The organism is Desulfosoma sp., from assembly GCA_037481875.1.
Lineage (GTDB): Bacteria > Desulfobacterota > Syntrophobacteria > Syntrophobacterales > DSM-9756 > Desulfosoma.
The window spans coordinates 33,842-58,617 of the sequence record JBBFKY010000008.1 but is presented as its reverse complement, the minus strand read 5'-3'; the positions used below and the strand labels follow the sequence as shown (position 1 = coordinate 58,617).

General features: G+C 53.4%; 21 protein-coding genes and 1 pseudogene. 6 read left to right on the top strand and 16 right to left on the bottom strand.

What is annotated here, in order from left to right; genetic code table 11:
• Positions 1-11: 11 nt before the first annotated feature.
• From WHS46_11195 to WHS46_11140, 12 genes and pseudogenes are all read right to left on the bottom strand, one after another.
• Positions 12-1,448 carry a DNA integrity scanning protein DisA nucleotide-binding domain protein gene (locus tag WHS46_11195; GenBank protein MEJ5349238.1) on the bottom strand — a complete coding sequence of 479 codons (1,437 nt, stop codon included), beginning with the start codon at positions 1,446-1,448 and terminating at the stop codon, positions 12-14.
• 90 nt (positions 1,449-1,538) lie between these two features.
• The gene (yedF, locus tag WHS46_11190; GenBank protein ID MEJ5349237.1) at positions 1,539-2,141 is read right to left on the bottom strand and encodes a sulfurtransferase-like selenium metabolism protein YedF; all 603 of its coding nucleotides are present in this window, start codon (positions 2,139-2,141) and stop codon (positions 1,539-1,541) included.
• A 229-nt stretch (positions 2,142-2,370) separates the two neighbouring features.
• Complete coding sequence (locus WHS46_11185) at positions 2,371-2,811, bottom strand: transcriptional repressor (GenBank protein ID MEJ5349236.1); 441 nt, start codon at positions 2,809-2,811, stop codon at positions 2,371-2,373.
• 9 nt (positions 2,812-2,820) lie between these two features.
• The gene (locus tag WHS46_11180) at positions 2,821-3,633 is read right to left on the bottom strand and encodes a metal ABC transporter permease (protein MEJ5349235.1); all 813 of its coding nucleotides are present in this window, start codon (positions 3,631-3,633) and stop codon (positions 2,821-2,823) included.
• 63 nt (positions 3,634-3,696) lie between these two features.
• Positions 3,697-4,482, bottom strand: coding sequence for an ATP-binding cassette domain-containing protein (locus tag WHS46_11175; GenBank protein MEJ5349234.1), 786 nt, complete (start codon positions 4,480-4,482; stop codon positions 3,697-3,699).
• Positions 4,479-5,444, bottom strand: coding sequence for a zinc ABC transporter substrate-binding protein (locus tag WHS46_11170; protein MEJ5349233.1), 966 nt, complete (start codon positions 5,442-5,444; stop codon positions 4,479-4,481). Before WHS46_11170 ends, WHS46_11175 begins: the two co-directional genes overlap by 4 nt.
• Positions 5,445-5,618: 174 nt before the next feature.
• Positions 5,619-6,668 carry a selenide, water dikinase SelD gene (gene selD / locus WHS46_11165; GenBank protein ID MEJ5349232.1) on the bottom strand — a complete coding sequence of 350 codons (1,050 nt, stop codon included), beginning with the start codon at positions 6,666-6,668 and terminating at the stop codon, positions 5,619-5,621.
• Entirely contained in the window at positions 6,641-7,543 is a 903-nt protein-coding gene (locus WHS46_11160; GenBank protein MEJ5349231.1) for an NAD(P)H-hydrate dehydratase, read from the bottom strand. Before WHS46_11160 ends, selD begins: the two co-directional genes overlap by 28 nt.
• Positions 7,534-8,085, bottom strand: a complete 552-nt coding sequence (locus WHS46_11155; GenBank protein ID MEJ5349230.1) for a DUF3343 domain-containing protein — start codon at positions 8,083-8,085, stop codon at positions 7,534-7,536. The genes WHS46_11160 and WHS46_11155 overlap by 10 nt, the downstream gene beginning before the upstream one ends.
• Positions 8,086-8,092: 7 nt before the next feature.
• Positions 8,093-8,311 carry a sulfurtransferase TusA family protein gene (locus tag WHS46_11150; protein ID MEJ5349229.1) on the bottom strand — a complete coding sequence of 73 codons (219 nt, stop codon included), beginning with the start codon at positions 8,309-8,311 and terminating at the stop codon, positions 8,093-8,095.
• Between the two features lie 12 nt (positions 8,312-8,323).
• A pseudogene (yedE, locus tag WHS46_11145) lies at positions 8,324-9,445 on the bottom strand (YedE family putative selenium transporter).
• 617 nt (positions 9,446-10,062) lie between these two features.
• Entirely contained in the window at positions 10,063-10,998 is a 936-nt protein-coding gene (locus WHS46_11140) for a selenium metabolism-associated LysR family transcriptional regulator (protein ID MEJ5349228.1), read from the bottom strand.
• Between the two features lie 264 nt (positions 10,999-11,262).
• On the opposite strand from WHS46_11140, the gene WHS46_11135 reads away from it, so the two are divergent.
• Positions 11,263-12,381 carry a hypothetical protein gene (locus tag WHS46_11135; protein ID MEJ5349227.1) on the top strand — a complete coding sequence of 373 codons (1,119 nt, stop codon included), beginning with the start codon at positions 11,263-11,265 and terminating at the stop codon, positions 12,379-12,381.
• A gap of 151 nt (positions 12,382-12,532) precedes the next feature.
• On the opposite strand, the gene WHS46_11130 is transcribed toward WHS46_11135, so the two are convergent.
• Together WHS46_11130 and WHS46_11125 are read right to left on the bottom strand one after the other, a co-directional pair.
• A complete protein-coding gene (locus WHS46_11130) occupies positions 12,533-13,480 on the bottom strand; it encodes a carbamate kinase (protein ID MEJ5349226.1) in 948 nt (315 codons plus the stop codon).
• Between the two features lie 69 nt (positions 13,481-13,549).
• Positions 13,550-14,899: a cyclic 2,3-diphosphoglycerate synthase gene (locus WHS46_11125; protein MEJ5349225.1), complete on the bottom strand. Its 1,350-nt coding sequence runs from the start codon at positions 14,897-14,899 to the stop codon at positions 13,550-13,552.
• Positions 14,900-15,238: 339 nt separating this feature from the next.
• Between WHS46_11125 and WHS46_11120 the strand changes: the two genes are divergently transcribed.
• Positions 15,239-16,114, top strand: a complete 876-nt coding sequence (locus WHS46_11120; protein MEJ5349224.1) for a flavodoxin family protein — start codon at positions 15,239-15,241, stop codon at positions 16,112-16,114.
• A gap of 258 nt (positions 16,115-16,372) precedes the next feature.
• Positions 16,373-17,332, top strand: coding sequence for an NAD(P)-dependent oxidoreductase (locus WHS46_11115; GenBank protein MEJ5349223.1), 960 nt, complete (start codon positions 16,373-16,375; stop codon positions 17,330-17,332).
• Between the two features lie 8 nt (positions 17,333-17,340).
• On the opposite strand, the gene WHS46_11110 is transcribed toward WHS46_11115, so the two are convergent.
• A complete protein-coding gene (locus tag WHS46_11110) occupies positions 17,341-19,926 on the bottom strand; it encodes a CHASE4 domain-containing protein (GenBank protein MEJ5349222.1) in 2,586 nt (861 codons plus the stop codon).
• 219 nt (positions 19,927-20,145) lie between these two features.
• Between WHS46_11110 and WHS46_11105 the strand changes: the two genes are divergently transcribed.
• Entirely contained in the window at positions 20,146-20,517 is a 372-nt protein-coding gene (locus WHS46_11105) for a DeoR family transcriptional regulator (protein MEJ5349221.1), read from the top strand.
• 224 nt (positions 20,518-20,741) lie between these two features.
• Here WHS46_11105 and WHS46_11100 read toward each other — a convergent pair whose 3' ends face one another.
• The gene (locus WHS46_11100; GenBank protein MEJ5349220.1) at positions 20,742-21,701 is read right to left on the bottom strand and encodes a YkgJ family cysteine cluster protein; all 960 of its coding nucleotides are present in this window, start codon (positions 21,699-21,701) and stop codon (positions 20,742-20,744) included.
• 209 nt (positions 21,702-21,910) lie between these two features.
• Between WHS46_11100 and WHS46_11095 the strand changes: the two genes are divergently transcribed.
• On the top strand, positions 21,911-23,668 hold the full coding sequence (locus WHS46_11095) for a proline--tRNA ligase (GenBank protein ID MEJ5349219.1): 1,758 nt from the start codon (positions 21,911-21,913) through the stop codon (positions 23,666-23,668).
• A 225-nt stretch (positions 23,669-23,893) separates the two neighbouring features.
• Positions 23,894-24,532 carry an MBL fold metallo-hydrolase gene (locus WHS46_11090; GenBank protein ID MEJ5349218.1) on the top strand — a complete coding sequence of 213 codons (639 nt, stop codon included), beginning with the start codon at positions 23,894-23,896 and terminating at the stop codon, positions 24,530-24,532.
• Positions 24,533-24,776 lie beyond the last annotated feature (244 nt).

The window sequence follows — 24,776 nt, the reverse complement described above, 5'->3', positions numbered from 1 at the left end:
GAAGGAATCCCCTATGCCGAGGCGATCCAATCAGAAAGAGTGGGTAGCGCCCCACACAAACTAAAAGTAGGCCTCCACGGGCATGTGGCGGAAAGCTCCACCCCTCCGTAAATGACCGAGGCGGGTCGGTCGGATGAAACCACCACAATGAAGGTCTGTTCGTGTTCCGCAGAGAAGCGCAACGCCGAATTGTAGCGGGCACCTCGCGCTCGGTCTTCCCCCGCAACACCGCGGCCATCCAAAAGACAGGCGAAGCGATACAACCTGGCGTCAGCACCGATATGCAGGGCGCCATCCATTTTGGAAAGGGATTTGGCCAGGTCTAAGTTGGCAGCATCCTGTAAATCCAACGGATTTTCGAGGAGGTGTCCGGAAATGGATAAGGGCTCAGGGCCCAAATCAAGCACCAAAGTGCAACCGTGCTTGCGTTCTTGAGCTCCGTGAACAATGGCGGCGATGATTTGAAAAAGCGTGTGGGCCTTGGACGAGTCCAGATTTGAGGTCAGTAAAGCTTCTTCCAATTGCACCAATTTGGCACGGCGATTGGACGAGTAAAAGCGTCCTTCCGAAAAGCTGCACACAGGTTCCCCGTTAAATCTCAAAAAGCCGTAACTGCCGAGAAATTCAGCACTGATGCGACAGTCCGGCAAAGGGCCTCGTCCGATTCCTACCAATTCTCGACCGTCGGAGACAAGCCAACGCTCCGAATGTTCCACGGCTAAAAGAATCTTGCGTATGTGTTTGGTATTGCTAATGCTTGGACGTTCCCCTTCAGGAAAAACGGCCATGAGGTTCAAGTCCTTCAAGCAGCTTTCCTCAATGAAAACCAGCTTGCCTCGAGGCCATGCTCCTTCTTCCGGGGTTTTGGAAAGCTCTAGAACCGAGTCCAAAACAGGGTAAATGCGCAACCGACTGTCCCAGCCCATCTTGAGGTTCAATCCGTCCAAAAGGGCATCATGCACGGCATGGGTGGCGTATTCACGTAGAACGTACTGGGAAGAATCGGTGTGAAAGGTTCCCGCTGTGGCGAAATCGTGGGACAGCAAATAAGCGGCGTGCTCCAACCAACGTTCCGTGGGCAAAATGGAGCACATGTCTGGATGATGTTCCGTAAACCACATCTGATAAAAAATAGATCGAGAACACCCGCCGAAAGAAATGAGGCCCGATAAACGTAAATTAGGTTCGGGATAAATCTGCCCGAATCGCTGCAGGTCTCTTGGATTTGGAGCGTTCAGACGCCATGCGTTGCCGTCCACGTAGAGCTCTTTGAGCTTCGGTTCGTGACCTCGAAGCAGATCTTCCGGGTCGCACACTCTCATGGGGTCATCACGCTTTTCGGCATAAAGAAGTGCCACTCGGCTTGGTCCCGAAAAGTGAGTCAGCCCTTCTCGAAGGGCTTCCAACACATGAAACACCAGATGGTTCTTGGAAGCCTTGCCGCCCATGGAGTGATCCCTCGTAATCAAAGTTCTAGGAAAACCACCCCATGTATAGAAAAGCTTTTTGTTTTGTCAACTTCAGCTGAACACTTGTCGTCACGTCAAGCTGATCACCCGGTCGGCCAACTGCATGGACGTGACAATGTCCAGCATATTGGTGGTTTCTCCCACCGCCTTCTTTTCCAGGAGCCCAAAATGATTGAGACAAGTGCCACACACCAGAATAGAGACGCCGTCCTTTTCCAGAGCTTGCAAGGTAGGCAGAACAGGAGAATCATCCACGGTGAGATGCACACCGCCGTTCAGAAAAACCAGACGCCATAGAGCCTGCCCCATTTCCTTGAGTGTGCCCAGGAAATTTTCCATAAGCTTGGTTCCAAGCACATCGTCCCCGGAACCTAGGCGCTCCGTTCCCACAAGCACCAAGATTCGAGAAGATTCAGCTTCCTTGGAAGGAACAAAGATCTCGCACGTCTCCTGGGTTTCTCGAGATCCCGAAACCACGTAGTCCCGGCCCTCTTCTCGAACCTGCACATGATAGCCGGCACGGCTGAGAAAGCGGCTCACGTTTTCCTTTGCCGCCGCATTATCCACAAGCACCGTCACACGCTCTACCTGGGATCGATCCAGGATGTCCTTTACCTTCAGAACCGGCGCCGGGCATGCTAAACCTCGGCAGTCCAAACGTTCTTCGTTCATGAAACCTCTCCGTTCAAAAAACTTACTTTTCTAAGAAAACGTGAAACCTTTCGAATCCTAAAAGCACTTTCCCTTCACCGAAGTCTTTACCATAGCCGCTGTCATGAAAATCTTTGTGATCGTCCGTCTCAAAAAGCATAGAAGAGCGCATGGGGTCGAGACAAATAGATAGTGCCGATTTCAGGAAAGCGAAAACGTTGGAAAGTCCGATATGCATGGTCGCGGTACTTCAAGCGCCCCGTAAAAGACATCGGTGACAGATGCCGTCCAGGCGGATTTCATATTTTTCCACGACCCCTGGAAGGCTTGGCGTGGAATCGTCGTGGAAAAAACTGGGAAGTTTTTCAGGAGGCAGGCATGCCATAAAGCCGCAGAGGCGGCAGTAGAAATGCGCATGCTGAGGATGGTGCTCGTTGGGAGCCAGGCCGTAGCGAAAGCTTCGATCTCCAGCACTTATCTTTTCCACCACTCCCCCCTCCACAAGGGATTCCAAAACACGATAGACGGTCACTCGGTTGATGGTGCAGTGAGGCTGCAGGGCCTCAAACACTTCCTGAGCCGTCAAAGGATGGGGCGCATTCCCTAGAATCTGCAACACCGCGAGGCGATGCTTGGTGGGCCGAATCTCAACTTTTTCTAAGAACTTACGGTAATCGCAGCGTTCACACATCTTGTCCCCTTATTTCAAGTGTTTTCTTAAAGCGTCCACCGAGACGGAGACAAAGTAACCGGTTGCCGCCACGCAAATGATGGCTGCTCCCGATGTCACGTTCAAAGCCAGGGAAAGGCTCAATCCGACGACGCCGAAAAACAGATTGTAAAGTACCGCACGGTACATCATGCCCTGAAGGGATCGGCTTCTTTTTTCGGCGATGTAGGGTGCAATGGTCAGCAAGGCAATGACGAGAATCAAGCCCACCACCTGCACCAGGACCACCACCGTTAGAGCCATCAACACAACCATGCTGAGGTAAAAGGCCGTTACGGGAAGCCCTCGCACTTTGGCGAAGGATTCATCGTAAGAGACGGCCGCCAGTTCCCTATGAAAAAGAATGGTCCAGGGAAGCACCACAAGAGTCAAAACGGCCATGGCCGCGAGGGAACTTCTGGATACAGTCAGAATACTTCCAAAAAGATAGCTCATGAGATCCGCACCATAGCCTGGAGTGAGATCCACCAAAAGGACGCCAAGGGCCATGCCGAAGGCCCAGAGCACGCTAATGGCCGTATCGGCCCGGTGTCGTTCTCGAAGAGACAACAGACCCATGAGCACGGCAGCAGCTGTCGTAAAGCCTAAAATGCCCAGAATCGGTGAAATACGCAAAAAAAAGGCGAGCCCGACCCCTCCGTAGGCGGCATGAGCCACCCCGCCGGCCAAATAGGCAATGCGGTTGGCCACCACATAGGTTCCCACAATGCTGCATAACACCCCGGCGAATAGAGAAGCTGCAAAAGCGTTCTGGACAAAGGACAACTGGAGCCACTCAACCACGGTTTCAACCTCATACCGATGGAGGCGAGGACGCTCGTGTCCACCCCCTTGATCCAAAGGCATTTACAGACGGTTTCGAAGGCCATGCAACGGCAGAACCCGATGGGGCAGATGGCCATGACCCAAAAGTTCCACGGGACATGAATATCCCAAGCGCAACATGTCCTCCGTGACTTCCGGTGCCGGATGATGGATAACGGATCGATTCACGCACACCACCGATTTGACGTAGGTGGAAAGAACCAAAAGATCATGAGTGACAACCAGAATGGTGATGTTTTCATTCAGTTCCTTTAGGTGACTGTAAAGGTCGGTCTGGCCCGCGGAATCCACACCTGCTGCCGGCTCGTCCAAGAAGAGGGCGTCGGGTTCCGAAGCCAAAGCTCGCGCAATGAAAACTCTTTGCCTTTGACCACCGCTGAGTTCGTCCAGTCGCGCCTTCTTGTAAGGAAGCATTTCCATGCGGTCCAGAGCGGCTTCCGCAGCCGCCAGATCTCTGGCCGTGTAGCGACGAAAAAAATGCCCTGGACCAAGACGTCCCATGAGAGTCAGTTCCAGGACCGTTAGAGGGAAAAAACGGTGCATATGGGCATCTTGTGGCACGTAGCCCACACGATGCACGCTCTTGGAAGGGATGTCGCCGAAGAGGGTCACCGAACCCGATTGAGGTTTAAGAAGCCCCAACAAGAGTTTCAGCAATGTGGTTTTGCCTCCACCGTTGGGGCCGATGATCGCTGCAAAATCACCCGAATGAATCGTTAAATCCACATCTTCCAGCACCGGGTGTTTGTTGTAGGCGTAGGTGACCTGACGGACCTGCGCCACCTCCACCGGCTTGGTCTCTTTCATGGCATAGCCTCTCGAATCCGATAGCTCACCTGCCGAAGATTATCCATCCAATTCTCCGCCAGGGGATCGATCACCTCTAGTTTGGCTCCCATTTCCTTGGCCACCATTTCCGCGGCTTTTTTAGAAAATTGAGGCTGGACGAACAGGGTTCGCACTCCCGCTTGCTTCCCCGAAGCGATAATTTCCTTGAGGTGGTGCGGCTTGGCTTCCTTGCCTTCGAATTCCACGGCCACCTGCTGCAAACCATAGGCCTCAGCAAAATAGCCCCATGAAGGATGGAAAACGTAGAAGGCTCGAGGCGGCTTGGCGTTCAAAAAAATTCTTGAAATTTCAAGGTCCAGCGCTGCCACGCCCATAAGAAAGCTGATATAACGCGCTTCATAGCCGGCACGATCTTCGGGATCCGCTTCCATAAGGGCCAGGCTCATGGTTCGAGCCATGTTCATGACCATAGGAGGGGACAGCCACACGTGGGGATCCGGTTCACCAGCTTCATGCCCATGCGAGGCGGCATGATGCTTAGAGGTTTCTTGCCGGGTTTCTTCCCGTTTTTCCCCTGCATGGGATTCATGGGATGCCGTGACTTGGTCTTCGCTGTGGAAGTGACCGTGCATGGGGATTTTCAAAAGCCCTTGGTCGGTTTGAACAACTTTGAGATGAGGATTAAGGGACCGGATGCGGGACAAAAGATTTTTTTCAAAAGGAAAGCCTATGGCAAAATAAAGGCTGGCTTGAGATAAACCCTTCATGTGCTCTGGTGACGGTTCAAAAGTATGAGGATCCGTGCCCGAAGGCACCAGGACCGTGACCTTGACACGGTCTCCAGCTAAACGTTCCACGAATTCTTTCTGGGGTGCAAGACTTACAAAGACATGAAGAGGCGTCCCTCCCCATCCGGCAGAACACCACCCGAAAAACACAAGAATCAAAAGGCTTAAGACGAAAAATCGACGGTTCCGCATGGCTCTTTCCTCCATAACCAAAGCTTTGCCATCAATTGGAGCCGGGACCCCTGACCTTTCAAATCCGGGTCAGGTCGACCGCTGCATTTCTTATGCAACTGATTTGCATTTGTGGGCTTAAAAGTCAAGCCTGCTCACTTTGGTTTCCATAGAATTGGGTAGCTGGGACGTTTTTTAGGTTTTAACGTCCAGGCGTTCGGCGGGGTCGTCTAAAACCTCGCCGATGATGGCGGCGGGAATGTTTTTTTCTTCAAGAGCCCGGCGTAACGCTGTGGCGTCGGAAGAGGCCACACTGATCAGCAGACCTCCTGAGGTCTGAGGATCGAACAGAACATCCTGAAGCCAAAGAGGCACATCGGGGGCAAAAGACACCATGTGTTTGCGGAACTCTCGGTTTTTGTAAGCCCCGGCGGGAATCAGGCCCATGGAAGCGAATTCCTCGGCGTGGGGAAGAACCGGCACCTTGTGAGCCTCAAGGAGGACGCTTTTTCCCGAACCTTCCACCATTTCAGCTAAGTGTCCGAGCAGACCAAATCCGGTAATGTCCGTGCAGGCGTGGACTTTGAAGCGCCTCATGATTTCCGAGGCAGAACGATTAAGCGTGGCCATGAGATGGGTGACCTGGTCGATGAGTTCCGGCGAAGCCATGCGCGCCTTGATGGCTGTATTGATAATTCCGGTTCCGAGGGGCTTGGTGAGAATGAGCCGATCTCCGGGCTCCAGGTTTTTTTTGGTGAGAATGTGTTGAGGGTGAATGAATCCTGTGACTGAAAGACCGTATTTGAGTTCTTTATCTTCGATACTATGGCCGCCGATGAGCACGACGTCCGCTTCCGTCAGCTTATCGATGCCTCCTTGAATAATGGCTCGAAGAACTTCCAACCCCATGTCTTTGGCAGGGAAAGCCACCAGGTTCATGGCCGTTTTGGGCACACCACCCATGGCATACACATCACTTAAGGCATTGGCGGCGGCGATCTGCCCGAACCAATAAGGATCATCCACAATGGGCGTAAAGAAATCCACCGTTTGAATCAGTGCCAAGTCTTCGGAAACCTTGTAGACGCCTGCATCGTCCGCTCGGTCCAGTCCCACCAGAACATTTTCGTCTGTAGGAAAACGCAGGCCACAAAGGGCTCGGTCCAGGTCCCCCGGAGCCAGTTTGGAAGCTCACCCTGCCCCTGTGACGGTTTCGGTCAATCGAATCTTTTGATCTTGGCGCACCCGTTTGATTCCTCTCTCATCATGGATTGGGCCTTCTCCAGAGCTTCCGGAATGAAGGGCAAGAGTTCTCCGATCTGCGTTGCCGGTGTGGGCTGAGCCAGACGCCCGATCCAACGGTTTGTTAAAGCGGCGAGGCGACAGGCGTCAAGGGGATCTTTTGACAAGGTGCACAAGGCGGCCAGAATGCCCGTCAAGGTGTCTCCCGTTCCACCGATAGCTTCCATGGGCTCCCAAAGGGGTTCCGTAATGGTGGCTACAATGTGTCCCCTTTCGGCGATGTGGTCCGTTTCCCCTTTAACCACAAGCCATCGAGCCGCATCTCCATGCGCATAGGCTTTTTCCACGAGTTCAGGAACCGAGTGATGATCGTGCAGCAGAAACCCTCGCGTGTAAAAGGGATGGGGAGCATGTTCATCGGCAAGAAAGGCCAGTTCCCCTTTATCAGGCGTGAAGATATCGTAAGCCGACGCTTGACCGCTCATTTTGGCCGCGTACATAAAACCGGCGTCGGCGATAAGTGTCGGGCGCCGAGGCATGTCCTCGACGGCGAACAAGACCCTATTGTGCCAGTCTACATCGGGCTGAAGGTAGTGAAAAACCAGCACATCCGTGGAGAAGTGACCGAGGTTTTCTTCAAGATACCGGTAGACAACACGGCTGCCGTCACCTCGGCCGATATCTCCGGCAAGCACCACATGCACATCTTGCTCCGCGAGTTGCTTCAGGGTGACGGCGGCTGCGGCGACCAGCGCCGATGTGCCTCGCCCGATGGGCAAACAATAATCCTGGGCGGAAAGGACGCCGCTTTTCAGTTGTACCGGCCCATGGACCAAAGGCAGAGAAGAATCAGGGATGGTTCCAACGACTACGAGCATTGACGGCGTAGTTCCTCATAGGCCAACTGCAAGGCGTAGCCACACAGGGTGTGTCCCAGGTCTCGAGGCTGCGGGGCCTCGTGCAAAGATTTTCCCACAAGAGCCTCGGCTAGGTAGGGTACGTCCGGGCAGCCTCCTCCGGAAATGTTCACAATACGCAGAGATTTTTTATCCACGGTGATTTTCATGTTAGCTGCTCGAACCATGAGATAGGATCCGTAATCTTTAGTATGGAAAAGGCTTACGGGTTCCAGGAGCGGCGCCGTGACGGGCACAACGGCCAATGGTACCAAGCCGACTGTTGCCAGATGCCGCTCAAGGGTAAGCTTTTCCATGAGCGGAAACTCGATCACTAAATCGCAACCCTTCTGAATTTCCGGCGGAGGGCCTTTGACGGTCACTGTATACCCAAGGGATTTTAAGTGCTTTTCCGCCTGAATCACTTCGCTGGTGTTTTCAAACACTAAAAGACCGCGATCGACCGCTGTCGTTTCCGGACCTTTGGTTTTGCGCGGCACAAACTTTTTCAAAAAACGTAGCATTATTTTTTTAACCTCGTGCCAGGTGCAGACGGTATCCTACCCCTTCCTCCGTTACTTCCTTCACGGTGTATCCTTGGCTCTGGGCGGCGCGGGTGACGTTTTCCTTCGATGTGTCCGTATCCACGAGGACAATGAGTTCTTCGGGATGCTTTGCCTTAATGGCTTCCAAAGTCATCAGAACAGGCTGCGGGCATGAAAATCCTCTGGCATCGACCGTCGTTGCCATTGCCTTCCTCCTTTAAGCCATTTGTTTTCTCATGGTCAAGCCGATGAAAAGACACACGGCAAAGCCGACGATGACCGCTGCCACGCCGTGAGGTCCGATCCCTTGAGGGGAACTGGCCAAGCCGAAATTATGAGAAAAAGCAGCTCCCACAATCATCCCTAAAACGAAGATCGCCGCATCGCCGTCTCCTTCGCCGGCCAAAAACAGTTGGCGTCCCGGGCATCCACCTGCCAGGGCGAAAGCCAGACCTGCCAAGGCCATCCCTGCAAAATTCCAAAAATGCTGCGTGTGAGCCACGGGCTGGCCGGCAAAACCCGCCTTAAACTGACCCAAAACGAGATTTGTCAAAAACGCGAAAAGAACAAGGCTGACAAACCCTCCGAACAGATGGGTATGACGGAACAAGATGAGATCCCGTAAAGCGCCCATGGTACAAAAGCGGCTTCTTTGAGCCAAGAAGCCCACCAGAAGCCCAACACCCAGAGAGACGGCGACAGGGGCGTGAGCAGCCCCAGGACCTTTGAGACTATAAAACAGCACACCGCTTTTGGGTTCTCCGGGAACCTGAGGGAAAACCCAAAGTAAGATCAGAAAGCCTAGCATGATCAAAGGGAGAATCCAGCCAACGGTTGTCGGCGCCGATTGAGTGCGGCCCAAGGTGTAGCCGGATTTGAGAAAGAGGGTGCCGATCCAGACGCCGAAAGCGAGCCCTGCGAGACCCAACAGGGCGTTCCAGTCTCCCCCGGCAAGGCGCAGCATGGCACGCCACGGGCAGCCCAAGAAAACAAGAGCCCCGATCATGGCAAAGACGCCGAGAACAAAACGAACAATTGGAGCCGAACCCGCTCGAGGCCGAAATTCTTTAAAGAGATAGGAGGCTACGAGGGCTCCCAGGACAAAACCGATAATTTCCGGCCTCATGTACTGAACCACTTCAGCGCGATGCAACCCCAAAGCTCCGGCTATGTCCCTTTCCATGCAGGCCACACAGATGCCCATGTTTCCGGGATTACCCAACTTTTGAAGCACCGGGGCCAAAATACCGATCACCGCTCCCACAACAATCACACCCCATCGCGACGCAAAAACGTTTTTCACGGCCATCGACGCTTCCTCCTTTGTTGTCGATCCAACGCTCCTCTTTTCCTTTTCATGAACTCAAGACCGGATGGAAATCAGGGCCGCAACCTTTCCCCCGAATTGAGGGAAACATCCTTCCTCGATGTTTTTCACGGTAAGGTTAGGAAAAAGATTGATAAAAAAACAAATAGGAAAGTTATATGAAGAGTGCTTTGTTATATCGAGAAGTCCTATGCAAAGCTAGAGCCATCCAGTCTTTGAATTTTCTGTAGCATCCCTTGTTCAGAAACTCTAAGGTTGAACCCAAAGTTTTTTCTAGTCGGAATTGTTGAGGAACCCATGGGGGTCCAGTATCTCCAGAGGTCGGATGAAATTGCGGGGTGGTCCAGCGGTCCATTCCTAGAGGAGCTTGTCCGAGAACGAGGTTCTCCTTGGGAGCGCGGGCGTCCCGCACGCCTAAACCGCGGCCCGGGGGCGCGTACCTTCTAGAAAAGCCATGGTTTCAGGCCTGGAGAATCATGGGGGGTTAAATCTTTACAGCGAAATGCCGTAAAACACCCTAAGTTTGGGAAGTTTGTGCATAAGCTTCTATCAGGGTTTGTTGTTCACGGAAACCATTACGCCAAACAGGGTGAAAGCCCATGGTCAAGCATGGCACTTTGACTGTTATGTCAGATCATGGCTTGTTTTTTGAGGGGAGACTCATCCAAAACTTGGTGATTGTGAGCCTTGAGGTGTTGTTCCAAAGCTTCGGCCACCGGCGAAGCTTCTCGACCTCGGCGTTTTGCCAGATAAAAAGCGCGATGAAAGGTGAGCCCTTCAATGGCCACAAGGTTCAAACTTCCGTGAGCCACATCTTCAGCCACGGCCTGCAGGGACAGAATAGACACACCGATTCCCGCCTTGATGCTTTGGCGAACGGCTTCCGTCGTGCTCATTTCCGCCACCACTCGAAGGCGTCCCGGGTCAAAACCGGCGTGTTCCAGAATTTCGTAAGTGACCATGCGGGTTCCGGAACCTCGATGCCGAGCGATGAAAGGTTCCTCGGCCAACCTTTCCACAGGGATCGAATTCAAGGAAGCCCAGTGATGGCCTTTGGGCACGGCCAAAACCAGCTCGTCGGAAAAAATACGTTCAAAACTCAAACGGCGATCCTTCCATTGGGATCCCACAACACCCAATTCATGGCGACCTTCAGCGACCCCTTCGGCAACTTCTTTGGTCCCAGCGATGTGCACGGTGATCTGCACCGCAGGATAATGGCTTTTAAAGATCCCTATAAGCTTTGGAAGAATGTAGGTGCCCGGAATAGTGCTGGCTCCCAGATTCACCGTTCCAGCCAAATCACCTCGGTACGCCGCCAAGGCCTGAAGAGCTTCCTCTTTGATCTGAATCATTTTTTTGGCGTAACGATAAAGAATCTTTCCCGCCGGTGTGGGGACGGCTTCTCGACCCAGCCGGTCCACCAGACGTTCTCCCACCATGTCTTCCAGAGTCTTGATGTGTTCACTGATGGTCGGCTGAGACAAAAGCACGGCCTCGCCAGCCTTGGTGAAGCTTCTCAATTCCACGACACGACAGAAAACTTCCAATCGACGAATGTCCATGACTGCGACTCCGCGTTCATTGCTTTCATCAATGCACAGAATGCATGGAACCTATTGGATGGTTGACCCTTTGTCAAGACGACGTGGGCCGCGCCATGCCTTAGAAGGGTGGGCAGAAGCACCTTTTTGCATATAAAGTCGAGTATCTCAATCACTCAGGCTGTTTCCATTTTGGACAGGCGGTTGTGGTTTTCTGAAAGCCATGGTAGACAACGAAAAGCCATGAGCATGGTGTTTTTATCTTATGCTGTGCAGGAGTTTCCCATGTTTTGGTTTCCGCCGTACACGCCCCCGGATTTTTCCGTGTCTCCCCTTAAGGAGGCTCCCACAGTGCGTTTCGGTACCGTGGAACAACCCGGGGTGGCTCCCGAAGGGTATCATGCCACATCCATCTTTCCGGAATATTTCCATGTGGCTCCCGGACGTTGGGAACTTCTTCGGGAATCGCGCATGGACTGTGTGGTGGTACAAAGACCGAACGGGGCTCTGGAAGTTGTGGAATTTCGGCGCCTTCAGGTAGGGGATCGAGTGGCTTTGGGTCGTGGCGAAAACGGGGAAGAGGGTATCTATGTTCATGCAGATGCTTTCAGTGGAGAAGACCATCGAGGGGACAAGTTTGCTTTTCGAACCCGGCTCACTCGAGAAACCTCTTTTTCCATCGATTATGACGAATTCTACGATCTTTTAGGGCATGAAAGGGATCACGGGTTTATTGTCTGGGTGCTGGGACCGGCTCTGGTTTTCGATCGGGATGCTCGTGACGCCTTCATTGCGTTGATCCACAGGGGCTACGTGCATGCCCTTTTGGCAGGGAACGCTTTGGCAGTGCATGATGTGGAAGCGGCCATGTTCGGAACGGCTCTGGGTCAGGAAATCTATTCCAAGCGTCTGGTGCCTTTGGGGCATTATCATCACTTGGATGCCATCAACCGCGTTCGTGCCTTGGGATCCATAGAAGCCGCCATCCAAAAGGGTCTTGTGACGGACGGGATCATGCATGCGGCGTGGAAACGTGGTATTCCCGTGGTCTTGGCCGGATCCATTCGAGATGATGGCCCTCTTCCCGAAGTCATCGCCGATGTTTATGCAGCCCAGGACCGCATGAGGCAAGTGGTGCGAGGTGCGACAACCATTGTGGCTTTGGCGACGCAATTACACGCAATTGCCACGGGTAATATGGCGCCGGCTTATCGAGTCTTGGATGACGGGACCGTTCGTCCGGTCTTTTTCTACACGGTCGATATGTCCGAATTTGCTGTGCAGAAACTGGCCAACCGTGGTTCCCTGACCGCCCGCTCGCTTCTCACCAACGTGCAGGATTTCGTTGTCACCGTCGAAAGAGGCTTGCGTCGTCGAGAAGAACGAGCGGCTTCTTCCGGATGAAGAAACCCAAAACGGAGAAGGAGCTTTAGAAAAGGTGTCTCATGGGAAAGCATGGTTTCTGGGAGTCCTGCTGATAGGTTTTAGGTCAGCTTCAAGGAAACCGTGCAGCAGAAGGCTTGAACGAGAAAACGAAGGCTGATGCGACGAAAGATTAAGATTCTAGGGTGATCTGCGTTCCTTGAATGCCTGCGACGGTTCCTTCGATGTCTTCGATGGGACCGATGGCGGCGCGTTTTCGTGTGGATCGAACAAATTCCACGGCCGCTTCCACCTTGGGGCCCATGGATCCCGGGGGAAAGTGCCCTTGAGCCAGATACTGTTCGGCCTCGTCCACCGTAAGGCGAGGCAGAAAGCGTTGCTGGGGTGTTCCGTAATTCAGGTACACGCCGGGCACATCCGTCGCAATACAAAAAATGTCCACTCCAACCTGGCGGGCCAGCTTGGCGCTGGCCAGATCCTTGTCGATGACGGCATCCACACCGCAAAAACCGCGGCCTTCTCGAATCACGGGAATGCCGCCTCCGCCGCAGCAAATGACCACGAAATCCATGGCGATGAGTTGGCGGATTTCCTTTTGTTCCACGATGGTAAGCGGTTTAGGGGAAGCCACCACACGGCGGTAGCCTTTAGGTGTTTTTTTCACTGGAAACGGCAGGGTTGGAACGACCTCTTCGGCATAAACCGGGCCTACGGGTTTAGAAGGATCGTCAAAAGCCGGGTCTTTTGGATCCACAACCACATAACTGATAAGGCTTACCAAGCGTTTTTGCGTCACAATACCCAAGGCCATAAGTTCGCTGTCCAGAGTGGATTCAATCATGTAACCGATCTGTCCTTGCGTTTGAGCCACAAGGATTTCCAGAGGTAAGCGAGGCACGTCCGGGCAGCATTCCTGCTGCAGCATGAGGTTTCCTACCTGGGGACCGTTGCCGTGGGTGATGATAATGCGAAAGGATTCCGTGAGTCTGGCGATCTGGCGCATAGGCACCTTAAGGTTTTCAAACTGTTCGTCAATGGTCCCCTTTTGCCCTTTCCGAATCAAGGCATTCCCGCCCAAGGCCACGAGAAGTATGGGTTTTCGCGTCTGTATGGGACTCACGGTTGCTCCTTCTCCAGCGTTGCTCTTAAGGCGCCTTGGTAAGACGGTTTTGACTCTTTTTTTGGATTTTTAACCTTTGCTACGTGTCAATTTACGTTCGAAAACCTGAGGCAGGCGCCGCATTAAGGTTTCTTCGAGAGTGGGGGTGCCGTGATCGCGGTATTCATAGCGCACGCGCACAGAGGGATGTTTTAGCTTCACAACGCGTGTTAGCTGAATGGGTGTTGCAAAAAGGACAAGATCACACGGCACGGCATTGATGGTTGCTTCAAGGTCGGCGATCTGTTGTGGGCTGTATCCCATCGTGGGTACAACCGGTCCAATATGGGGGTATTGCGCATAAGTGTCTCGAAGACTTCCTTTAGCATAAGGCTTGGGATCCAGAACACAAGCGGCTTGGTATTTCTTGGCTGCAATCATGCCGGCTCCGAAAGGCATTTCCCCATGGGTCAGAGTGGGGCCGTCTTCTACGACAACGACGCGTTTATGACGAATCTTTTCGGGGTCCGAAACGACCACGGGGGATTCGGCTAGAAGGATGTCAGCCTTGGGAGCCAGCGCCTCAATGTTTCGACGAACCAGGTGAATCGCTTCGGCGCTGGCCGTGTCAACCTTGTTGATGATGGCGATGTGAGCCATGCGAAGGTTGGTTTCCCCGGGATAGTACAAGCGTTCATGGCCGGCCCGGTGAGGGTCTAACAGCACGATGTGAATATCGGGGTAGTAAAACGGCGTGTCGTTGTTTCCTCCATCCCAGACGATCACATCCGCCTCCTTTTCGGCCTCCCGAAGGATAATCTCATAGTCCACCCCGCCATAAACCGTGATGCCTTGTTCCACTAGGGGTTCATACTCCTCACGTTCTTCGATGGTGCATCGATGAAGATCGAAATCCTCGAAGCTGGTAAAACGTTGAACGATTTGTGCTCGAAGGTCTCCGTAAGGCATGGGATGTCGAACGGCCACCACGCGTAGACCACGGGAACGAAGGATTTCGCAGATTTTGCGGGTGGTTTGGGATTTCCCGCATCCGGTCCGCACGGCGCACACGGCAATCACAGGTTTGGAGGATCGAAGCATGGTATAGGTGGCGCCGATCAAGATGAAATCAGCGCCTTCGGCCATGACCAGAGACGCCTTGTGCATCACCTCCACATGAGGCACATCGCTGTAGGAAAAAGCCACAAGATCGATATGGTGTTTTCGAATCAGTTCCGGCAGGTCTTCTTCCAGATAGATAGGAATACCGTCTGGGTATTCGGGTCCGGCCAATTCCGAAGGATACCGCCGTCCATCGATATGAGGAATTTGCGCGGCTGTAAAGGCAACGACCCGGTATCTGGGGTTATGTCGAAAGTAGACGTTAAAGTTGTGAAAGTCACGTCCCGCCGCTCCCATAATGACCACTTTTTCAACCATGTGTCGCCTCCTTGCGGGTTCCAGGCCGCAAGGCATTGTAGCGGTTCACCTTGAAACGATCAACGTCCCTTGATCCTGCCGGGTTAAGCCTTCGAACACCTCGATTCCACAATCCCATTCCCCCTGGCTGACCCCCGCAACACCTGTAGGGGCCGACCGATGGGTCCCCCCATCACCTATGTAGAGGCAGACCGATGTGTCCGCCCTCTCGCCCATCCCGAATCCGTGTTTACACATGAACGACTTTCTCGGTATGGTGGCAAAACCGCATCAGGCGCGGTTTGATGCTTTTGACGCCATTGCCTGAACTCAAGGATTAAAACGTACAGGAGCAGCCACATGAAAACTTTGTTGGGTCTTGTGGGTTCACCAAGAAAATTCGGCAACAGTGAAATCTTCGTCAAAGAAATCCATCGCTGTCTCGAAGGTTCGTGGGATTTAAGGCTTCTCAGGCTTCCCGAACTAGACATTCGCCCGTGCCTGGCCTGCTATCAGTGTCTTTTTGGACCTATGAAATGCGTGCAAAAGGACGATCTGGAATTGGTGCTGAACGAATTGCTAAAGGCCGATGGAATCGTGCTGGCAGCTCCCACGTACTTTCTCGGGGCCAATGCCAGTCTGAAACGTCTGCTGGATCGAGGCTTAAGCTTCTACGCTCACATCGAGGCTCTCTGGGCCAAGCCTGCGGTAGGTGTGGCCATCGCCGGTGTGGAAGGTCTTGAAGGCTACACCAAGCTCATGGTGGATAGTTTCTTGAAGCTTATTTTGGCGGATCATCGAGGATCTGAAGTGCTTTACGGGGCTCTTCCCGGAGAGGTTTTGCTGGATGAAGCCGGCAGGACTGCGGCTCAACGGTTGGCGAAGGCTCTGGAACATGGGGCGGAACCTTCAGATGCCAAAAACCTAAGGTGCCCTCTTTGCGGCGGCGACACCTTTCGGTACCTTCCTTGCCACGACCCCGCCCCATCGAATGTTCAGAAGGTTCGGTGCATGACCTGCAGTAGTGAGGGAACACTTCGGTGGACGGGAACATCTTTTGTGGTGGAGACCGTTCGAGGCGAACACCCTTTGTTCCTCACCAGGGAAGATGCCGTCGCTCATTTGAAATGGCTTCAGAGCATGAAGCACCTTTTCCTGGAACGCCGTGACCAGTTGAAAGCCATCACACGAACCTACAAGAACCTCGGCACCTGGGTACGACCTTCAAAGGACTGATAGTGAAGGACGATTTTTGATTTGCACCGAAGCTGAATGATATTTCTGCGCCATGAGCACCGACCGTGTCAGGGCGAACCCACGTATCCGCCCCCCTGAACCAACGCATGGAAGGGCGAACCCGTGCGGGCGTCCCCTGATCCATGATCCGTAGAAGCGGACCTACGTGTTCACCTGGAACTAAGTCAATAACCCTAGGGGCTCGCCTTACACAGGCTGTCCCTTGGCATTCCTATTAAGCGAACAAGGAGCATGCCCATGGCATCCAAAAGCTACTCCTCCATAAAAATCTGTGATCCATCCTGGACTCGAATCGGCTGGATCGGCACAGGCGTCATGGGATCTGCCATGTGTGCCCACCTCTTGAATGCTGGGTATCGCATCAAGGTTTTCAATCGAAACCGATCCAAAGCCGAGCCGCTTTTGAAGCTTGGAGCCCAATGGTCGGAATCGCCAGCCCAAGCGACCGAGTCATCGGATGTGGTATTCACCATGGTGGGATTTCCCGAAGATGTGCGTGAGGTCTATTTTGGTTCTCATGGTATCTTTTCAGCGGTTCGGGAAGGAATGATCCTGGTGGACATGACCACGACAGAACCTCGGTTGGCACAAAGTATTGACGCCGAAGCTCGACGCCATGGGGCCTGGGCTGTGGATGCTCCTGTATCCGGAGGTGATGTGGGTGCACGGCAGGCGAGTCTTTCCATCATGGTCGGAGGAGATGCCGAGGTGGTTCAAGCCGTTGAGCCTTTGCTGAGACTGCTTGGTAAAAACATCGTACATCATGGTCCAGCGGGATCGGGCCAACACGCCAAGATGTGCAATCAGATCGTTATAGCTGGCACCATGATCGGCGTGTGCGAAAGCCTTCTTTACGCAACGCGCGCCGGACTGGATCCTGAAAGGGTTCTTCAAAGCATCAGCCGAGGCGCTGCGGCGTGTTGGGCTTTGGACAATTTGGTACCGCGCATGATGCGCCGCGATTTTGAGCCCGGCTTTTATGTGGAACACTTCATCAAGGACATGGGGATCGCCCTCAAAGAAGCTCAACGCATGAAACTGGCTTTGCCTGGACTCGCTTTGGTCCATCAACTTTACACCGCCGTCAAGGCTCAAGGTCATGGCCGTAAGGGTACGCAGGCACTCCTCCTGGCTTTGGAATCTTTGGCCGGCGGCTATCCCGCTGGTTCGAACGATTTCCTGAAAGATGGTCGGTGATTGGATTCCTACTCGGGGGACATGGATGCGTTCGAAGCCTTACTTGAGCCCTCATGAAGCACGGCGTAGACGGCCTCCGCAAGCTTTTCCAAGCCATAGGGCTTGGGCAGGAAATGGGAAACACCCAATGCCTCGACGGCAGCTACCCGATCCCCGGAGACGTCCCCACTGACAATGAGGGCTTTGATGTTTGGATGATGCTTTTGAATTTCGCGATAAACGTCGGGACCGTCCATGTCGTCCCCTAACCTCATATCCAGGACCAGAGCGTCGAATTTGTGACCGGCGGCCAAAGCTAGGGCTTCGCGGCCGTTGGATGCCGTTGTGACGCGGTAGCCGAGATCCGTAAGGAGGTTTTGCATCAACGTTCTTTGATCTTCCATGTCCTCCACCACGAGAATCTTTTCGCCCGAACCTCTGGGAAAAGCTTGCAGAAACTCATGTTTTGATTCCTGGCCGGTTGGGGGATCGGCTTCTGGAAGATACAATGTGAAGGTGGTTCCTCGACCCGGTGTGCTTTCCACGTCCACAAAGCCGCCCATGTCTTTGATCGCATGCCAGACGATAGTCATGCCGAGACCCGTCCCGCTTCGCCCCATCTTTTTCTTGGTGTAGAACGGCTCGAACAGGTGCGGCAGATCCTGCGCCGCGACGCCGATCCCCGTGTCCTGAACCTTCACGAGGATCCATCGGCCCGGAGGCACGGTTTCAAAGCCGAACTTCGGTTGATTGAGTTCTAGGCTGCTGAGGACTACATGCACGGTGCCGGTACGGTCGACGGCCTCCACGGCGTTACGCACCAGATTCAAAAGCGCTTTTTCCAGATGGGGTTCAGATCCCACGCAGTAAAGACGGCGGCTTTCCATTTCCATCTGAAATCGTACCTCGGGATAGGAACTTCGCAGCTCGGCGAATTCCAGAGAAGAAAAGACCCGATGAACCAAGTCGCTCAAATCAAAATGTTCATGGCGTTTAACACCGCGTCGGGCGAGGGACAGAAGGTCTTGAACGATGGCGCCCGCTTTAAGGCCGGCGTCCCGAATCAAAGTCAGATGGCGAACCATGGGGTCTGTGGGATCGATGCGGCGAAGAAGCATGTCGGGGTAACCTACCAGAGTCGTGAGAAGGTTGTTGAGGTCGTGAGCTACGCCTCCGGCGACAAGACCCACCGTTTCCAATTTCTTGGCTCGGTCCAGTTGGGATTCCAAAGCCTTCTGAGGTCGAAGATCCATGACCGCTTCGAGCAAATGGCGCTTTCGGTTATACGTGACCTCCGCAATACTCTGTAGGACCGGCACATCCCTGCCGTCACTGGTGGGTAGATTGCATTCGATATCCCGCACGGTCCGTCCCTTGTCCAGAACAGGGCACTCGGCGTGTTGAGCAGGACAGACCACGTCCTTGCAAGGCTTGTTGAGAATGTCACCGAGGGAACGTCCCATAAGTTCCAGGGCTTTGGAGTTGGCCCATGTCACCGTTCTTTTCTCTGCGTCCACAAGGATAATCCCCACGGGGTTGGATTCCAGGATCGTGTGGAGCTCTTGGTGCTGCTCCAGCTTTTCCTCTACATTCCTCTCCAGGACAGAAAGCAAATCATCGATGGACTTACGGAGAAACGCGATTTCGTCCACGTGTGATTCGCGCCGTGTGTTCTCATGAACGGAAGGGATGTTTCGAATCTTCAAAACCAGAGGGCCGATCCTTTGAAAGACCTTTCGGTCCACAAAGTACCACAAAGCCCCTAAAGCCCACATGGTCAACACCAACAGTGCCGTGGCAAAAAGCTCCACCGATCGCACCGATTCCCGATGAATGGAACGTTCCAGCAAGGTTTCCAGAACCAGCACGGCTTTTTTCTGAAGTCCAGGAATCAGAAGCTTCCCCGTAATGTGATCGGGAAAAAATTCTAAAAACACTTCAGGTTCAGACAGCGATGTAAAAGAATCCTTTTTGTCCGATTCAGCCACTGTTGCCATGACGGGACGGCCGATGGTTATTTGCCAGAGATTCTTGACCTCTTGATCGATTTCTCTCAGAAAGATCAACGTTCCTCGAGCCGGTCCTTCGCCTTGACTGGTGAGGATGGGGCAGGCGGCGGCAAGGAGCGCGTTCCCTTCATGGATGAAAATTCCTGAGGTGCAGTCCCTGGCCTCTGGGGATTGAAACAGAGGAGAGGTGGATTGAATTTCACTTAGGAGATCTTCTGAGAAAAGTGTTTCCTCGTCCTTTTCGAAGTCAAACGAAGCTTGGTGTCGCAGCTCTCCATCTTTGTCATAGAAGAGCATGCCTTTGAGGTAAAGAGTAGGTAAAGTGTCGGCGGTCAAGTTTTCTTCGATGTATTCGTGGTTAAGGTCGTCGATGAACCGGTAAGTGGCATCCCAGAAAGCCCAATCTCGGGTTGTTACGGCCAACTGAGTGAGTTGCGACTTCAGCACGGCTCGAATACTTTCCATGGCCTTTTCGGCCAACCTGCGTTCAACTTTGTCCATTTTGTCTATGGAATCCACCATAATCCAGCGGACGGCAACCAGAGACAAACCTATCAGGCAAAATGTCACCGTCAGGAAGATCATGAAACTTCGAGTGCGCAGCATTTCTTAAGACCTTTCTTCTTGTTAGAAGAAATCTTAACTTAACAGTGTCAACTTATAGGTTCATTCGGCTGAGAGGAGAGAAAACTTTACAAAAAACACACGGATTATGTTTAGAAACTTTATGCGGGAATCATGGATCCCTGAGGTCGCTTCGGCTTTCATGGGCAATCTCTTAGGAACCCAAAAAATTTTTTCGGACTACAAAGGAGGTGGAAGTCCATGACGCTGTGTGCTCGATGCGGGAGGCTCCTTACGGCGGAAGACGATCGGTACGAAATTTCCGGTCAGGTGGTTTGTGAGGACTGCTACTTGGATCAAGTGGCCACACCAAAGGTCTGCGATCCATGGGCAGTGTATAGTGCGAAGAAAACCGGCGAGGGCCAAGCCGGATTAACGGATCGCCAGAAGGACCTTTTACGGCTTCTTGAACAACAAGGCCCTGTGTCTTTGGAGACCATTCTCGAGACTCTGGGAATTGATGAGGGCACTTTCCGTTCGGATTTTGCGGTCCTACGCCATCTCGAACTGGCCAAGGCCACCAAGGTTGGAGAGGAGGTTCGTTACGCGATCTTTGGTTATCCCTCGGCATGAAGCTTTTCGAGCTACGAAACCTTTTTGAAAAAACGCGCGGCGCGTTTTCTAACCGAACCTGCTAACTTGGAGCGGCGGCCCGGCGTGTTCGTCCCCGACATCAAAATGTGGTACGGGCGGCCTTATGTGTCCGGTTTCGACCGCCACGACGGTAGGGCTGGACCGGTGGGACCGCCCCAAGCCCCTTGGTGTGGGAAAAACTGGGGTGCCCATACCGGTGCGCCCTACAAGGATACCTTGGCTTGGGTATGGATGTTTTCGTCGGGCACAAGGACACGGGTGCCGTCCGGTTCGATGCGAACCCGGCATCCGAACACCTGAACCAAATCCGCAAAACTTCGCCCGAAAACCAGTTCCAAATGTTCCTTTGGAATACCCAGCTTTTCGGCCATGAAGTTTCGAAAATGATCCTCGTAGGCCAAAAGCCGAAGGACGTTCTCCACCGAAGCCCCTTTGGTGGCTTCCAGCTCTTGGAAAGCAGCGGCCAGTTGATCGAAACGGCAACGACGATCGTGTTCGGTTATCACATCCAGGAGGAGTTCCACGTCCTTGAAAATATCTCGGCGTGTCAGGTACGGTTCTCTGGCCAGTTCTTCCGCCGGTGCCGGATCCCAACAGGCCTGAGCCCGGCACTGCAGAGGACGGTCCGCATAAATGGTGCATTGATTTGTTGAGGCGTCCAGAAACAGGCATTCCGTTGTTCCCGGCTTTTCTCTCACCTTAAGCCTCTCATCCAGAAGAAAAAACAGGTCCTCCTTAAACGGTGACCGCACGGGTTCCCCCCGCCTCAAGGCGTAAACCGCATTCCAGCCGATGGCTCCCTTTTGGAGTAACGGCAAGTCTTCCAGATGAAGTGTCGGGCTGCCCTTTCGGCAGCATTCTCCGCATTGCAAGCATGCCGGCAGGACCTCGCGGGCATGATGTTCGGCGAGGGAAAGCACCTTTTTCCAAGCCGAAACACGATCAACCCCATGAAGGGTGTCCCAGGTTTTCAAGACCGCTTGGAAAGCCGAATCCTGGGTGAGTTGCAAGATTACACGTTCCACAGGGACTCGGTTTTCGGGATCTCGCAAGATTTCTTGCACATAGTTCAAGACATTGTCGCGCAATACATGCACGTTCCAATGCGCCGGGGACTGTGCATCGGTGGGTGGTGTCTTTTGGGGTGTTTCTTGAGCGGTCATCTGTCAAGGGCTCCTTTGCGTCGGGATGTTGGATTGTTCATTGCAAAATGGCTCGAAGGCGTGCCGATTCATAGCAAGTCCCGGAGTCTCGGCCAAGCGACAAATGCAGGTGGTGTTTTCGAGTTGTGAGAAGAGGGCTGCCATGGTAAGTTCTAACGCCTTAATAACTAACGGAAAGTCGAGAGTCAGATCGAAAGGAGGTCCCGCCCATGCGCTATAGCCGCTGTTTTATTCACACCCAGTACGAAGTGCCCAAGGAAGCCGAGACGCCGTCCCATGTGCTGCTGCTTCGAGGTTCCTACATTTATCCGGCGGCTGCCGGCATTTATTCCTTGCTGCCCTTAGGGCACCGGGTGGCTGAAAAGGTCAAAAAGATTATTCGGGAAGAAATGGACGGGATCGACGGCCTTGAAGTGACCATGCCCGTGCTTAACCCAGCCGAATTGTGGAAAGCCACCAAGCGCTATTTCGACATTGGGCAGGAACTGTTTCGCATTCGGGATCGGCGACAGCGGGAATTCGTGCTGGCCATGACCCACGAAGAAATCGTCACGGACATCGCCAAGAAGTTCCTTCGATCCTACAGGGATCTTCCGGTGATGCTTTATCAGATTCAGACCAAGATTCGCGATGAAGCGAGACCTCGAGCGGGCCTGCTTCGAGTGCGTGAATTTCAAATGAAGGACGCTTACAGTTTTCATGCCGACTTTGAGGATCTGGACCGCTATTATCCAAGAATCTACAACGCCTACTTACGCATTTTTGCGCGCTGCGGGCTGAACGCCGTGCCCATTGAAGCGGATACAGGGATTATGGGGGGTACGGGATCCCATGAATTTATGCTGGAATCCAATTATGGAGAAGACCAATTTGTGATCTGCACTCATTGCGACTACAGGGCCAACACGGAAAAAGCCGTGGGGGTGAAACCAGCCGTCAAGGACCTTCCGGCAGATCCTCCAGCCATGGCCGCAGTGGCCACACCAGGAATTAAAACCATCGCGCAACTCATGGATTTCTTTCAGACCACTGAAGACCATTTTCTCAAGACAGTTGCTTATGACGCGGACGGCCGTCTGGTGTTGGGGGTGGTTCGGGGGGACTTTAATATTTCGGTGACCAAGCTGGCCAACCATATTAAAGCTGTGCGTGTGGACATGGCTTCCGAAGATCTGCTCGAAAAGCATGGACTTTACGGCGGCTTTCTTTCCCCCGTGGGTCTCCAGGGCAAAGACCTTCGGATCGTTGTGGATACGTCCGTGGGCCAAGAAACCCTCTACATTGCAGGCGGAAACGCTATTGATGTGCACCTGAAAAACGTTTTACCCGGTCGTGATTTTCAGATCTCGGAACAAGCGGACATAGCGGAGGTGCGTTCAGGGGACACATGCGCTCAATGTGCCACGGGCCGGCTGGAAATCCGTCGAGGCATCGAGCTGGGACACACTTTCAAGCTCGGCACCAAGTACACCGCGCCGGACACCATGGATGTGACCTTTCTTGGAGCAGACGGGGAAAACCACAGAGTGGTCATGGGGTGTTACGGCATCGGCGTGGAAAGGCTCATGGCCTCCGCCGTGGAACAGTGGCACGATGAGGCGGGTATCATTTGGCCGGTGACCATCGCCCCGTTCCAGGTGATCCTTACGACCTTAGGCAAAAGCTCTGAAGTGGATACAGCGGCGGACGCTTTGTACGAAGAACTTCGAAAACACTGGGAAGTCCTTTACGATGACAGGGACGAGTCTCCAGGGGTGAAGCTCAAGGATGCAGACCTTTTGGGTATTCCCATTCGTGTGGTGGTGAGTCAGCGAGGTTTGAAGCAAGGGACTTATGAAGTGAAAGTGCGCAAAACGGGAAAAGTGTCTTTTTACGGCCGAGAAGAAATGGTAAGCGCTCTGACCCGAATCGTTGCCGATCTGATCCCTTCCTTGGACGGGCTGCCCTTGTTGCCCGAAGCGTCCTAAAACACAGAAAGAAAAGACATAGGTTCAGGCAAGCACGGCAAGGAAAGATACAGGTTCAGGGTTGTCGGGGCGAGGCGGCGCCTCACCCCGACCTTGCAATATAACAAACATGGTCTTGCCTGTTCTTGAACAGGCTCCCAGGCACCGGCGAAATGACAGGGTCTCCAGCGGCTCGTTAGACATCGCTTGCAGTTCCTGGGGCTTTTTATCTGAAAAGGGAAAGCGATGAGGCTGAAAGACGGTGTTTTGTTGACCTTGGGGGAAGCCCTTGTCACCCGGTACACTCTGGGTCCCTATGCCGTAAACGCTTATGAACTGGTGTGCCGAAAAACAGGCTTCGGGCTTCTCATCGATGCGCCTTTGGGTATTGACACCGTCACTTTTCAGGGAACCTTAAGCGCAGTGGTGATCACGCATGCCCATGGAGATCATGTCCAAGGGCTTGAGAGTCTCGTGGAAAAAACAGGCGTTCCCGTTTGGGTTCATGCGCTGGATGCGCCTCGACTTCCCGTCAAACCAGACATGGTCTTCGAGGAGGATCAGGAAATTACCGCAGGCTCCTTGACAGTCCACGTGAGCCACACTCCTGGTCACACACCCGGAAGTGTCTGCCTGTCCTTTCAGAATGTCCTCTTCTCTGGAGATACCCTCTTTCCCAACGGCCCGGGCCATACGGATAGCCCTGATGCTTTTCGCCGAATTCTCGATTCTCTTGCCCGCAAGATATTTATTCTGCCCGACACCGTCCTGGTGTTTCCTGGCCATGGTCCTCCGACCAACATAGGCTATGAACGGAAGGCCTTTGAAGCTTTCCTGCGAAGGGGTTACCCGGAAAACCTTTGCGGGGACGTGGTTTGGACCTAGAAACATGCCCGAGAACTCGCAACACCAAGGTCTATAAGGCCATTTCAAGATAGGGGCGAGGCGGCGCCTCGCCCCAGCAAAGACGAAGCCGGCCCCTTTTACCTGGGCGGGGGCGGGCCTTGGGCCCGGCCTTAAGGTGGTTGGAATGCTCGCGCTCCCGGAAACATAAAAGGCTCGAGACGTTGGGGCACGACGTGCCGTGCCTCTAGATCTTAGCTTGAAGCGGCTCCCTCCAAACTCTCGG